The 13741-nt window shown below is 70.0% G+C and carries 5 protein-coding genes, 1 tRNA gene and 1 rRNA gene; 1 reads left to right on the forward strand and 6 read right to left on the reverse strand.

Annotated elements, in window-relative coordinates; genetic code table 11:
* Positions 1–208: 208 nt before the first annotated feature.
* The 3 genes from ACZ5CZ_RS30940 to ACZ5CZ_RS30950 all read right to left on the reverse strand — a co-directional run bounded on the left by ACZ5CZ_RS30940 (position 209) and on the right by ACZ5CZ_RS30950 (position 9486).
* Positions 209–2947, reverse strand: a complete 2739-nt coding sequence (locus ACZ5CZ_RS30940; protein WP_468947596.1) for a DNA translocase FtsK — start codon at positions 2945–2947, stop codon at positions 209–211.
* 124 nt (positions 2948–3071) lie between these two features.
* A complete protein-coding gene (locus ACZ5CZ_RS30945) occupies positions 3072–3752 on the reverse strand; it encodes a response regulator (protein WP_385840338.1) in 681 nt (226 codons plus the stop codon).
* 274 nt (positions 3753–4026) lie between these two features.
* Positions 4027–9486: a HAMP domain-containing protein gene (locus ACZ5CZ_RS30950; RefSeq protein ID WP_468947597.1), complete on the reverse strand. Its 5460-nt coding sequence runs from the start codon at positions 9484–9486 to the stop codon at positions 4027–4029.
* Between the two features lie 411 nt (positions 9487–9897).
* On the opposite strand from ACZ5CZ_RS30950, the gene ACZ5CZ_RS30955 reads away from it, so the two are divergent.
* Positions 9898–12660 carry a SpoIIE family protein phosphatase gene (locus tag ACZ5CZ_RS30955; protein ID WP_467543023.1) on the forward strand — a complete coding sequence of 921 codons (2763 nt, stop codon included), beginning with the start codon at positions 9898–9900 and terminating at the stop codon, positions 12658–12660.
* 51 nt (positions 12661–12711) lie between these two features.
* On the opposite strand, the gene ACZ5CZ_RS30960 is transcribed toward ACZ5CZ_RS30955, so the two are convergent.
* From ACZ5CZ_RS30960 to rrf, 3 genes are all read right to left on the reverse strand, one after another.
* Positions 12712–12787, reverse strand: a tRNA-Thr gene (locus tag ACZ5CZ_RS30960).
* Between the two features lie 85 nt (positions 12788–12872).
* Entirely contained in the window at positions 12873–13535 is a 663-nt protein-coding gene (locus tag ACZ5CZ_RS30965) for a DegT/DnrJ/EryC1/StrS family aminotransferase (protein ID WP_468947601.1), read from the reverse strand.
* 115 nt (positions 13536–13650) lie between these two features.
* Positions 13651–13741, reverse strand: a 5S ribosomal RNA gene (rrf, locus tag ACZ5CZ_RS30970); the annotation flags it as partial.

The raw sequence follows: 13741 nt of genomic DNA on the forward strand, positions 1-13741 counted from the left end.
AACCGGGCGGTCGGACTTTGTACGCCATCGGAATGGCCGGTCATCCCGAGGGCTGGACAGGCAGGTACCCCAGCTTGGGACGCCTATCTGTCCTTTCGCTCAACTGGACGTACGACAAAGGGAAACGGTTGCCCGTCGTTCTCTAACGGGTGGATCACGGCGATGCCGCCGCCCGGCGTAACCCGTGTCCGCCGGACGGCCCTGCGGGCTACCCGTCGGACTCCCCGCGGATCAGCGCGAGCACGCCGTCCAGCTCGTCGGGTTTCACCAGCACGTCACGCGCCTTGGAGCCCTCGCTCGGTCCCACGATGTTGCGGGACTCCATGAGGTCCATGAGCCGCCCGGCCTTGGCGAAGCCGACGCGCAGCTTCCGCTGGAGCATGGACGTCGACCCGAACTGGGTGGAGACGACCAGCTCCGCCGCCTGGCACAGCAGGTCGAGGTCGTCGCCGATGTCCTCGTCGATCTCCTTCTTCTGTTTGCTGCCGACGGTGACGTCGTCCCGGAAGACCGGCGCCATCTGGTCCTTGCAGTGCTGGACGACGGCCGCGACCTCCTCCTCGGTCACGAACGCGCCCTGCATACGGGTCGGCTTGTTCGCCCCCATCGGCAGGAACAGGCCGTCACCCTTGCCGATGAGCTTCTCGGCGCCGGGCTGGTCGAGGATGACCCGGGAGTCGGCCAGCGAGGAGGTGGCGAACGCCAGCCGGGAAGGCACGTTCGCCTTGATCAGACCGGTGACCACGTCGACCGAGGGCCGCTGGGTGGCGAGCACCAGGTGGATGCCGGCCGCGCGCGCGAGCTGCGTGATGCGCACGATCGCGTCCTCCACGTCACGCGGGGCGACCATCATCAGGTCCGCCAGCTCGTCCACGATCACCAGCAGGTACGGGTAGGGCTGGAGCTCCCGCTCACTGCCCTCCGGCGGCTTGGCCTTGCCCTCGCGCACCGCGCGGTTGAAGTCGTCGATGTGCCGGTACCCATAGGCGGCCAGGTCGTCATACCTGAGGTCCATCTCGCGGACGACCCACTGGAGCGCCTCGGCGGCCCGCTTGGGGTTGGTGATGATCGGCGTGATCAGGTGCGGGATGCCCTCGTAGGCGGTCAGCTCGACCCGCTTGGGGTCGACCAGGATCATCCGCACGTCCTCCGGCGTGGCCCGCATCATCACCGAGGTGATCAGACAGTTGATGCAGGACGACTTGCCGGAGCCGGTGGCACCGGCGACGAGCATGTGCGGCATCTTCGCCAGCGAGTGCATCACGTACCCGCCCTCGACGTCCTTGCCGAAGGCGACCAGCATCGGGTCGTCGTCCTCGGCGGACTCCGCGAGACGCAGTACGTCGCCGAGGTTCACCATCTCCCGGTCGGTGTTCGGGATCTCGATGCCCACCGCCGACTTGCCGGGGATGGGGCTGATGATCCGCACGTCCGGGCTGGCGACCGCGTACGCGATGTTCTTGGTCAGCGCGGTGATCCGCTCCACCTTCACGGCCGGGCCGAGCTCGACCTCGTAGCGGGTGACCGTCGGACCCCGGGTGAAGCCGGTGACGGCGGCGTCCACCTTGAACTCGGTGAAGACCTGGGTGAGGGAGGCGACGACCGCGTCGTTCGCGGCGCTGCGCGCCTTGCCGGGGCCGCCCCGCTCGAGCAGGTCGAGCGAGGGCAGCGCATAGGTGATGTCGCCGGACAGCTGGAGCTGCTCCGCGCGCGCGGGCAGCTCACGGGGTTCCGCCGGGGCCTTCTTGGTGAGATCCGGGACGACTCCGGACTGGAGCTTCTCCTGCCGGGGGCGCGCGGCCGGCACCGGCGCGGGCGCAGGAGCCGGCGCGGGCGCGGGCACCGGGGTGGTGTCCTCCCGGTCGCCGACGCTGACGCCCTGGGTGAGGTCGGCGACCAGCGGGGACGGCGGCATGCCATGCAGCACGGCGCCGTCCAGCGCGGCCGCTGCCGCCGCCGCGACGTCCACCGCGTCCATCTGGCGCTGCGGATCCGGCTGGGGCACCGCGGAGCGCCGGGGGCGGCTGCGGCGCCGCGAGAGGGCCTCCTCCTCCGCGCTGTCGGGGTCGTACGACTGCGGGGCGGACGAGCGCTTACGGGGGCGCGCGGGCAGCGCCTCGCGCCACTGCTCCTCGTAGCGCACGTCGTCCTCGCCGAACTCGTCGGCCTCGTGGTCGTGCAGCACGCCCAGGCGTACGCCGAGCGCCCGCAGCCGCTGCGGGATGGCGTTGACCGGGGTGGCCGTCACCACGAGCAGACCGAAGACCGTCAGCAGCACCAGCAGCGGTACGGCGAGCACGTCGGTCATGGTGTACGTCAGCGGGGTGGCCGCCGCCCAGCCGATGAGGCCGCCGGCGTCCCTTATCGCCTGCATGCCGTCACTGCGCGCGGGCGAGCCGCACGCGATGTGGACCTGGCCGAGCACGCCGATGACCAGCGCGGACAGACCGATCACGATCCGCCCGTTGGCCTCCGGCTTCTCCGGGTGCCGGATGAACCGTACGGCGATCACCGCGAGCAGGATCGGCACCAGCAGGTCGAGCCTGCCGAAGGCGCCGGTGACCAGGATCTCCACCAGGTCGCCGACGGGCCCCTTCAGATCCGCCCAGGTGCCGGCCGCGACGATCAGGGCGACGCCGAGCAGCAGCAGCCCGACGCCGTCCTTGCGGTGCGCCGGGTCGAGGTTCCTCGCGCCCTGCCCTATGCCGCGGAAGACGGCGCCGACGGCGTGCGCGAGGCCCAGCCAGAGCGCGCGCACCAGCCGGTAGACGCCCCCGGTGGGGCTCGGTGCCGGCTTCGGCGGCACCGCCCTTTTCACCGCGGCCTTCTTGGCGGGCGGCTTCTTGGCCGGGGCCTTCTTCGCTGCGGCCTTCTTCGCCGGAGCCTTCGCGGGAGCGGCCGCCTTCTTGGCGGGCGGCTTCTTGGCTGCGGAGGGACGTGAGGCCATGGGTGTGAGGTTACCGGGGGAGACGACAGCGGACACGTGTGCCCACTGCTTCACCCGTTCGTGTCGCCCCTGCCCGGACCCGGAGCTGACGCACGCTCACGGACAACTCGCCGCCCCGCGTACGTCAGTTCTGCACGGGCACCGAGGAGCCGCCGGTTCCGGCGCCCGGCTCCAGGGCGTCGAGCGCGCGGCGCAGACCGGTGAGTTTGCGCTCCAGATGGGCCGCGGTGGCCACCGCGGCGGCGTCCGCGGAGTCGTCGTCCAGCTGTTTGGACAGCGCCTCGGCCTGCTCCTCCACGGCCGCGAGCCGCGCGGACAGCTCGGCGAGCAGCCCGGCCGACTCCTTGCCGCCGACCGCGCCCTTGCCGCCGCCCTCCAACTGGAGCCGCAGCAGCGCCGCCTGCTCGCGCAGCTGGCAGTTCTTCATGTACAGCTCGACGAAGACCGAGACCTTCGCGCGCAGCACCCACGGGTCGAACGGCTTGGAGATGTAGTCCACCGCCCCCGCCGCGTAGCCGCGGAAGGTGTGGTGCGGTCCGTGGTTGATCGCCGTGAGGAAGATGATCGGGATGTCCCGGGTCCGCTCCCGCCGCTTGATGTGCGCCGCTGTCTCGAACCCGTCCATGCCCGGCATCTGGACGTCCAGCAGAATGACCGCGAAGTCGTCCGTGAGCAGTGCTTTGAGCGCTTCCTCCCCGCTCGATGCCCGCACCAGCGTCTGATCGAGCGCAGAGAGGATGGCCTCCAGCGCCAGCAGATTCTCCGGCCGGTCATCGACCAGGAGGATCTTGGCCTTCTGCACCATGGCCCGCCCTCCTCGCCCCGGCGGTACACCGGGCGCCGCCCCAGGGGACGACTCCCTTTCGCCGCCCGTCCTTGTGCCGGTCATCGTAGCCGCACCCCGGCTGTCGCCACACCCTGTCACCGCGATGTCACTGTGCACATAACGGAAACGCGGCATGGGTCGGGATGGTTCCCGGAATCCCGCGTTCCATACGTGCCGCAGCCACCCTACGCGGGGAACTCCCGGCACCCGCCCGGAGTTCCCCGGCTGTTCACGTCCCCGGCAGCCGGCGCCGTCACTCCCCGCGCATCCACCGCTGCATCACGGTCAGCAGATGGTCCGGGTCGACCGGCTTGGTCACATAGTCGGAGGCGCCCGAGTCGAGCGCCTTCTCCCGGTCGCCCTTCATCGCCTTCGCGGTCAGCGCGATGATCGGCAGCCCGGCGAACTGCGGCATCCTGCGGATCGCCGTGGTCGTGGCGTAGCCGTCCATCTCCGGCATCATGATGTCCATCAGCACCACCGCGACATCGTCGTGCTGCTCCAGCACCTCGATGCCCTCGCGGCCGTTCTCGGCGTACAGCACCGACAGCCCGTGCTGCTCCAGGACGCTGGTCAGCGCGAACACGTTGCGGATGTCGTCGTCGACGATCAGCACCTTCTCGCCGCCGAACCGCACCGCGCGCGCGGACTGCGGCGGGCTCTCCGGCTCGGGCACCACCGTCCACTGCTCGGGCCGCTGCTCGCCCTGCGGCAGACTGCGCCGCCGGCGCCGGAACAGCGCCGCGGGGCCGTTCTGCGTCTCCCGGTACGACTTCACCTCGGCCGGCGTCTCGATCTCCGCGGCGGACAGCTCCGAGGACTGACCCGACTCCGAGGCGAGCAGCTCGCCGGCCTCCAGCGGGGCCACCGACTGCTGGTAGCCCTGCGGCGGCAGCTCGCTCGGGTGCAGCGGCAGGTACAGCGTGAACGTCGAACCGCGGCCCGGCTCGCTCTGTGCGTGGATCTCACCGCCGAGCAGCTGCGCGATCTCCCGGGAGATCGACAGGCCGAGACCGGTGCCGCCGTACTTGCGGCTGGTCGTGCCGTCCGCCTGCTTGAACGCCTCGAAGATCACCCTCATCTTGCTCGCCGCGATGCCGATACCGGTGTCGGTCACCGAGAACGCGATCAGCTCACCTGCCGGATCGGTCAGCGAACCGGCCTCCAGCAGCTGCTCCCGGATCGACTGCGGCACATCCGCCCCGGCCGGCCGGATCACCAGCTCCACCGAGCCGGAGTCGGTGAACTTCACCGCGTTGGAGAGCAGGTTGCGCAGCACCTGGAGCAGCCGCTGCTCGTCGGTGTGCAGCGTGGCCGGCAGCTCCGGCGACACCCGCACCGACAGGTCCAGGCCCTTCTCGGCGGTCAGCGGCCGGAAGGTGGCCTCCACATAGTCCACGAGCTGTACGAGCGCGATGCGCGTCGGGGAGACGTCCATCTTGCCCGCCTCGACCTTCGACAGGTCGAGGATGTCGTTGATCAGCTGGAGCAGGTCGGAGCCGGCGCCGTGGATGGTCTCGGCGAACTCCACCTGCTTCGGGGAGAGGTTCCCCTCGGCGTTGTCGGCGAGCAGCTTGGCCAGGATCAGCAGCGAGTTCAGCGGGGTGCGCAGCTCGTGCGACATGTTGGCGAGGAACTCGCTCTTGTAGCGCATCGACACCGCCAGCTGCTCGGCGCGCTCCTCCAGGACCTGCCGGGCCTCCTCGATCTCGGTGTTCTTCACCTCGATGTCGCGGTTCTGCCGGGCCAGCAGCTCGGCCTTCTCCTCCAGCTCCGCGTTGGACGCCTGGAGCGCCTTCTGACGGTTCTCCAACTCGGCCGACCGCTCCCGCAGTTGCTCGGTCAGCTCCTGCGACTGCTTCAGCAGCTGCTCGGTCTTGGTGTTGACCGAAATGGTGTTGACGCTGGTCGCGATCATCTCGGCGATCTGGTTCAGGAAATCCCTCTGGATCTGCGTGAACGGCGTGAACGACGCCAGCTCGATCACCCCGAGCACCGTGCCCTCGAACAGCACCGGCAACACGATCACCTGCGCGGGCGGGGCCTCGCCGAGCCCGGAGGAGATCTTCAGATAGCCGCTGGGCGCGTTGTCCACCAGGATCGTGCGCCCCTCCTTGGCGGCCGTGCCGACCAGCGCCTCACCGGGCCGGAACGAGGTCGGCATGGACCCCGTCAGATAGCCGTAGGAGCCCAGCATCCGCAGCTCGTAGTCCTCGTCGCCGTCGCCGACGTCCTTGCCCTCCGTCAGCGGCATCGTGAGGAAGAAGGCACCGTGCTGCGCGGAGACCACCGGAGTCAGCTCGCTCATGATCAGCGAGGCCACGTCCTCCAGGTCCCGGCGGCCCTGCATCAGCGCGGAGATCCGGGCGAGGTTGCCCTTGAGCCAGTCCTGCTCCTTGTTGGCGATCGTGGTGTCGCGCAGGTTGGCGATCATCTTGTTGATGTAGTCCTGAAGCTCCTGGATCTCGCCGGACGCGTCGACGTCGATCTTCAGGTTCAGGTCGCCGCGGGTCACCGCGGTCGCCACGCGCGCGATGGCACGCACCTGCCGGGTCAGGTTCCCGGCCATCTCGTTCACCGACTCGGTCAGGTCCCGCCAGGTGCCGTCGACGTCCCGCACGCGTGCCTGGCCGCCGAGCTGCCCCTCGGTACCCACCTCGCGGGCCACCCGCGTGACCTCCTCGGCGAAGCTGGACAGCTGGTCGACCATCGTGTTGATCGTCGTCTTCAGCTCGAGGATCTCGCCCCGCGCGTCAATGTCGATCTTCTTCGTCAGGTCACCCTTGGCGATCGCCGTGGTCACCATGGCGATGTTGCGCACCTGACCGGTCAGGTTGGACGCCATCTGGTTCACGGACTCCGTGAGGTCCTTCCAGGTGCCGGCCACGCCCGGCACATGCGCCTGACCACCCAGGATGCCGTCCGTGCCCACCTCACGGGCCACCTTGGTGACCTGGTCCGCGAACGAACTCAGCGTCTTGACCATGATGTTGATGGTGTCGGCGAGCTGCGCGACCTCGCCGCGCGCCTCGATCGTCACCTGACGCGTCAGATCGCCGTTGGCGACGGCCGACGCGACCTGCGAGATGTTCCGCACCTGCATGGTCAGGTTGTTGGCCATCAGGTTGACGTTGTTGCTCAGGTCCTTCCAGATACCGGTGACACCCGGCACATGCGCCTGACCACCCAGAATGCCCTCGGTACCCACCTCACGGGCCACCCGGGTCACCTGCTCGGCGAAGCTGGACAGCTGATCAACCATCGTGTTGACCGTCGTGACGAGCTCAAGGATCTCGCCCTTCGCGTCAACAGTGATCTTCTTGGACAGGTCGCCCTTGGCCACCGCGGTCGTGACCTCGGCGATGTTGCGCACCTGGATGGTCAGGTTGTTCGCCATGAAGTTCACGGACTGCGTGAGGTCCTTCCAGGTGCCGGAGACACCCTGCACCTCGGCCTGACCGCCGAGGATGCCCTCCGTACCCACCTCACGGGCCACCCGGGTGACCTCCTGCGCGAACGACGACAGCTGGTCCACCATCGTGTTCAGCGTGTTCTTCAGCTCCAGGATCTCCCCGCGCGCGTCCACGGTGATCTTCTGGGAGAGGTCACCCCGGGCCACCGCGGTGGCCACCTGGGCGATGTTGCGCACCTGTGCGGTCAGGTTCCCGGCCATGCCGTTCACCGAGTCCGTCAGGTCCCGCCACACACCGGCGACGCCGGGCACCTGCGCCTGCCCGCCGAGGCGCCCCTCGGTACCCACGTCCCGGGCCACCCGGGTCACCTGGTCGGCGAAGGCGGACAGCTGATCAACCATGGTGTTGATCGTGTTCTTCAGCTCAAGGATCTCGCCGCGCGCGTCCACGTCGATCTTCTGCGACAGATCGCCGTTGGCCACCGCCGTGGTCACCTGGGCGATGTTGCGCACCTGGGACGTCAGGTTGCCCGCCATGAAGTTGACGGAGTCCGTCAGCTCCTTCCAGGTGCCCGACACCCCGTCCACCCGGGCCTGGCCGCCCAGCCGGCCCTCCGTACCCACGTCCCGGGCCATCCGCGTGACCTGGTCGGCGAAGCTCGACAGCTGGTCCACCATCGTGTTCACGGTGTTCTTCAGCTGGAGCATCTCACCGGAGACGTCGACCGTGACCTTCTGCGACAGATCGCCGTTGGCCACCGCCGTGGTCACCTGGGCGATGTTGCGCACCTGACCGGTGAGGTTTCGGAACGCGGTGTTGACGGAGTCGGTCAGATCCTTCCAGGCACCGGCCGCCCCCGGCACCTGCGCCTGACCGCCCAGCTCACCCTCGACGCCGACCTCCCGCGCCACCCGGGTCACCTCGGCACCGAACGACGACAGCTGGTCCACCATGCCGTTGACGGTGTTCTTCAGCTCCAGCATCTCGCCGGCCACGTCCACGGTGACCTTCTGCGACAGATCACCGCTGGCCACGGCCGTCGTCACCGCGGCGATGTCCCGCACCTGCGTCGTGAGGTTCCGGAACACCGTGTTGACGGAGTCCGTCAGGTCCTTCCAGGTGCCGGCCGCGCCCGGCACGTTCGCCTGACCACCGAGCCGCCCCTCCGCGCCGACCTCGTTCGCTACCCGGGTGACCTCGTCCGCGAAGATCCGCAGCGTCTCGGTCATCTGGTTGATCGTCTCGGCGAGCTGCGCCACCTCGCCCCGCGCCGGAACCGTCACCTTCTGCGACAGGTCACCGTTCGCGACAGCCGTCGTGACCTGCGAGATCCCCCGCACCTGCGCGGTCAGGTTGCCCGCCATCGTGTTGACGGAGTCGGTCAGCTCCTTCCACACACCGGCCACCCCGGGCACCTGCGCGCGACCGCCCAGCATGCCCTCGGTGCCCACCTCCCGGGCCACCCGCGTGACCTCGGAGGAGAACGCCGACAGCTGGTCCACCATCGTGTTGACGGTGTTCTTCAGCTCCAGCATCTCGCCGGCGACATGGACGGTCACCTTGCGCGACAGGTCACCCTTGGCGACCGCCGTGGTCACCAGCGCGATGTCCCGCACCTGCGCGGTCAGCCGGTCCGCCATCGTGTTGACGGACTCCGTCAGGTCCTTCCAGGAACCGGACATACCGCGCACCCGGGCCTGGCCGCCGAGCTTGCCCTCGGTACCGACCTCGCTGGCCACGCGCGTGACCTCGTCCGTGAACGTGGACAGCTGGTCGACCAGGTTGTTGACGGTACGGCCGACCTTCAGGAACTCGCCCCGCAGCGGGTGCCCGGTGGCTCCGTCCGGCGCCTGGGTCCGCAACTCCATCCGCGGCGACAGATCACCTTCGGCCACCGCCGTCAGGACCCGGCTGACCTCCGACACCGGCCAGACGAGATCGTCCACCAGGGCGTTGGAGTTGTCGATCGCCGTCGCCCAGGACCCCTCGCAGGCCCCCGTCTCCAGCCGCTCCGTGAGCTTTCCCTCACGGCCGACCATCCGTCGTACCCGCGACAGCTCGCCGGTCAGATGCAGATTGCGGTCGGCCACCTCGTTGAAGACCGCCGCGATCTCCGACATCACGCCGTCCCCGGACACCGTGAGCCGCTTGCGGAAATTGCCGTCCCGCATCGATACCAGAGCGGCCAGCAGCCGGTGCAGGGCGGCTGTGTCCACGACGGTCGTACCGCCGCTCCCGCCCCGGGACGGTCCGCCCTTCGCGCGCGTCTTCGTGCCCCGCGTCGCCGCGCCAGACTCCACTGTGTCCCTCCCGGAGGGGTTGACCGTAACTGCTGTGCTCGGCCGCTTCGGCCCCGGCGTGCCGGTCCTCGGCATACCGGTTACTCCCGCGTACCCGTTACTGATGCGTATTTCTGCCAGACGAGATCCGGCCACACCAAGGGCTGCTGCCCGTCGTACACGGAAAACACGCGGCGCGACCCGACCTTCGTCAGAAGCCTGCCCAGTGTTTCACCCCGTCCGAACCAGGCCATAACAGTTCGGCAGCTTCGCACACCGTCCGCACACCCTGGGGGCGTAAACACCGGCGACCGGCATCCGCCCGGACGGCGAAGGTAAGTAACCTTGCATGCGGCTGTCCAGCCGCACCGGTCCCACCGGCCTGGGCGGTGGCACGAGCACGAGCGGGCATCGGAGGGGCGGCCGCAGACCATGACCACCGGACTGATCCCCGGGGGACAGACCCCGGAGCAACAGCCGACGGGCGCGCTGATGCCGCAGCAGCGGCGCGAGCCGGCCGGCCCCGCAGCCCTGTACGTAGACAACCGGCCGAGGAGTTCTGTGATCACCGCGCGCGCGGCCGCCAGTTTCGAGCCCGTCGGGCGATCGGTCGCGACCGCCCGGTCGTTCGTCCGCGACACCCTCCAGGGCTGGGGCTTCGCCGACATCGTCGACGACGCCGTCGTCCTCACCAGCGAACTGGTGACCAACGCCGTCGTCCACGCGGGCACGCACGCGGAGGTGCTCTGCCTGCGCTCCGAGGACAGTGTGCGCATCGAGGTCTCGGACCGCTACCCCGAGCGCGAGGTTCCGCTCCAGCACTCCGCCGTCGCCATGGGCAGCCCCGACCGCGAAGGCGGCCGCGGACTCCAGCTGTGCGCGGCCCTGGCCACCCGCTGGGGCGTGGACTACACGCCCACCCACAAAAACGTCTGGTTCCAGCTCAACCTGCCCGAACGCCCGGCCGGCACCCGCGCGGCCGGCCCGTCCCTGCCCGCCGAGCTGCTTCCGCTGGCCCCCGACGGCCGGGTCCGCGTCGCCGTCCTCCAGATCGACCGCAAGGGCACCGTAGCCGCCTGGAACGAGGACGCCGAGGACCTCTTCGGCTATCCGGCGGCCGAGGTCATCGGCATGCCCCTGACGGAACTCGCCGCCTGGCCGCACACCCCGGGCACGAGCACCGGCGTCGCCGAGGCCCTCCAGCTCTCCCGCTGGGAGGGCAGCTACGGCATCCGCGGCGCCGACGGCCGGGTCGTCCCGGTGTACGCCTCCCACCTCCGGGTCCGCGACACCGGCGGCGAGCCCTCCACTGTCTGCCTCCTGGTCCGCGACCACGAACGCGCCGTCCTGCAAACCCCGCCCCGCGTCCCCGCCGGCGACCAGAGCACGTCCGCGGACGGCCAGAGCGCCGACCCCTTCGAGCTGTTCATCGGCTCCCCCGCCCCCGACGACCTCGACGGCCTGCTCCAGCGCACGGTGGAACGCGCCCGCGACATGCTCGACGGCGACTCCGCGTTCCTGCTGCTCGCCACCGACGACGAGACCGAGCTGGAGGTCCGCGCCTCCACCGGCCTGCCCTCGGCCCGCCAGCGCTTCGCGCGCGTGCCCGTCGAGGCGGGCCCCGGCCGCTACGGCTCCGCGCGCATGCCCGCCGTCCACGACGACCTCAACGCCGTCCCCGGAGCCGTCCCGCTGCTGGCCGGCACCGGAATGCGCTCGGTCGTCACGGTCCCGCTCAAGGTCGAGGGCCGTCTCACGGGCTCCCTCGGCGTCGCGGCCGAGGCACCCGGCAGATACACCAACGAGGAGGCGCTTCGGCTCCAGTTCGCCGCCGACCGCATCGCCCTGGCCGTCGAGTCGGCCCGCCTCGGCGAGCTGGAGCGGCTGCGCCGCGGCTCCCTGAGCTTCCTGGTCGAAGCCTCCGACCTGCTCGCCGGCACCCTCGACCGCGACCAGACCCTGGCCCTGATGGCCCAGATGACGGTCCCCACCCTGGCCACCTGGTGCGCCGTCTATACGATCGCCGACCAGGCCTCGGAGCCGTATCTGTCGTACGTCCTGCACGAGGACGAGGAACTCATCGACGGCATCAAGTCGTTGCTGTCGAAGATCGCCCCGCCGGACCCGGTGCCCACCCCCGGCGCCCGCGTCTGGACGACCCCCGGCGAGGTCGCCCACCAGGCGGCCCTGCGCAGCTCCATGCGCAGCCTCGGCCTCGCCGGCGGCCCCACGCACCAGCTCGCCTCCGGCATCGGCCCGACCCTGGCGACGGCCTCCGCCGTCGGCGGCGAGACGGTCGTCCTGCCCCTGGTCGCCCGGAACCGGGTCATCGGCATGCTCACCCTGGGCAAGCCCACGGACGAGCACTTCCGCCAGGAGATCCTCGAACTGGCCGAGGACCTGTCCCGCCGGGCCGCCCTCGCCCTGGACAACGCCCGCCTGTACTCGGAGCGCACGGCCATCAGCCAGTCCCTCCAGCGCAGCCTCCTCCCGCCCGGCCTGCCGAACATCGACGGCGTCGAGGTGGAGGTCATCTACCGCGCGGCCGGCGAGGGCAACGAGGTCGGCGGCGACTTCTACGACCTCTTCCCCATCGGCAACGGCGCCTACGGCTTCGCCATCGGCGACGTCTGCGGTACGGGCCCCAACGCGGCGGCGGTCACCGGCCTCGCCCGGCACGCCCTGCGCCTGCTCGCCCGGGAGGGCCTGTCCGGCCCCGCCGTTCTGGAACGCCTGAACTCCGCCATCCTCGACGAGGGCGACCGCAGCCGCTTCCTGACGCTCCTCTACGGCGAACTGCGCCCCCAGGAGGACGGCAGCGCCGAACTCAAGGTGGTCTGCGCCGGCCACCCGCTTCCGCTGCGCCTGCGCCAGGACGGCACGGTGGTGCCCGCGGCGGAACCGCAGCCCCTGCTGGGCGTCATCGAGGACCTGGAACTGCACGAGGAGACCGTCACCCTCGACCCCGGCGACGTGCTGCTCTGCGTCACGGACGGCGTCACCGAACGCCGCGAGGGCACGCGCATGCTGGGCGACGACGGCCTCGCCGACGTCCTCACCACGTGCACGGGCCTGACCGCGGGCGCGGTCGCGGCGCGCATCATGCGCGCGGTGGAGCGCTTCGCGTCGGACGCCCCCTCGGACGACATGGCGATCCTGGCGATGCGGGTCCCGGGAATCCACAAGGACGCGTGAGCGTCACGGGACATGCGAAAGGCCCCACCCGAAAGGGTGGGGCCTTTTTACTGGAGCCCCCAAACGGAATCGAACCGTTGACCTTCTCCTTACCATGGAGACGCTCTGCCGACTGAGCTATAGGGGCCTTGTCGTTTTCGAGGTTTCCCTCTCGGCGACAAGAAAACTGTACCCCGAAGTGGCCCCAGTTCCCAAATTCGTTCGGGCGGCCCTCAGAAGGCGGGCTGAAGCAGACCACCAAGGGCGTTGCAGGCGGAGGCGATCCGCTGCATCTCCCGCTTGGTCAGCGCGGCATCCACGGGCAGCGCCAGCGTCTCCTCCGCGGCCCGCTCCGTCTCCGGCAGATCCACGCACCACCGGTACTCCGGCAACCGGTGCACGGGCGTCTTCACCGGCACCCGGCACGCAACTCCCTTGACCCGCAAGGCCCGGGCGAAGGCGTCCCGGTCCGGCCGGCCGTTGCCCGGCACCCGCACGACGTACTGCTGATAGGTGTGCCCGTCGCCCCCGTCGGGCGTCCGTACGCCCTTCAGCCTGGCGTCGAGATACGCCGCCCGCTCCCGACGCTGCGCTATCTCGTCGTACGGCGCCTCGGACTCGGCCTGTTCCAGCACCAGAAGCCCGTGCCGCTGCCCGAGCGCGTGCAACCGCCCGATGTCGGCCCGCCGTCCGAAGCGGTGTACGGCAACGACGGCCGCCGTGCGCTCTGTTACGGCCGCTTCGACGGCAGCCGGGTCGAGGCAGTACGTCACCGGGTCTATGTCGGCGAACACCGGGAGGGCACCCACCAGGCTCACGGCCTCGGCGACTTCGACGTTCCCGAAGGCCGGCACCACGACCTCGTCACCGATACCGACGCCGGCGGCCCTGAGCATTGCAGCAGTTCCCATGTGCTGGATGCTGGGCGCGGAGGGTGAACGACACGTTACGGCCAACAGAAAAAGGCCGGACCCCGAACCGAAGTTCAGGATCCGACCTTTTTGAAAAATTGTTCGGCGGTGTCCTACTCTCCCACAGGGTCCCCCCTGCAGTACCATCGGCGCTGTGAGGCTTAGCTTCCGGGTTCGGAATGTAACCGGGC

Source organism: Streptomyces sp. NPDC031418 (assembly GCF_055581605.1).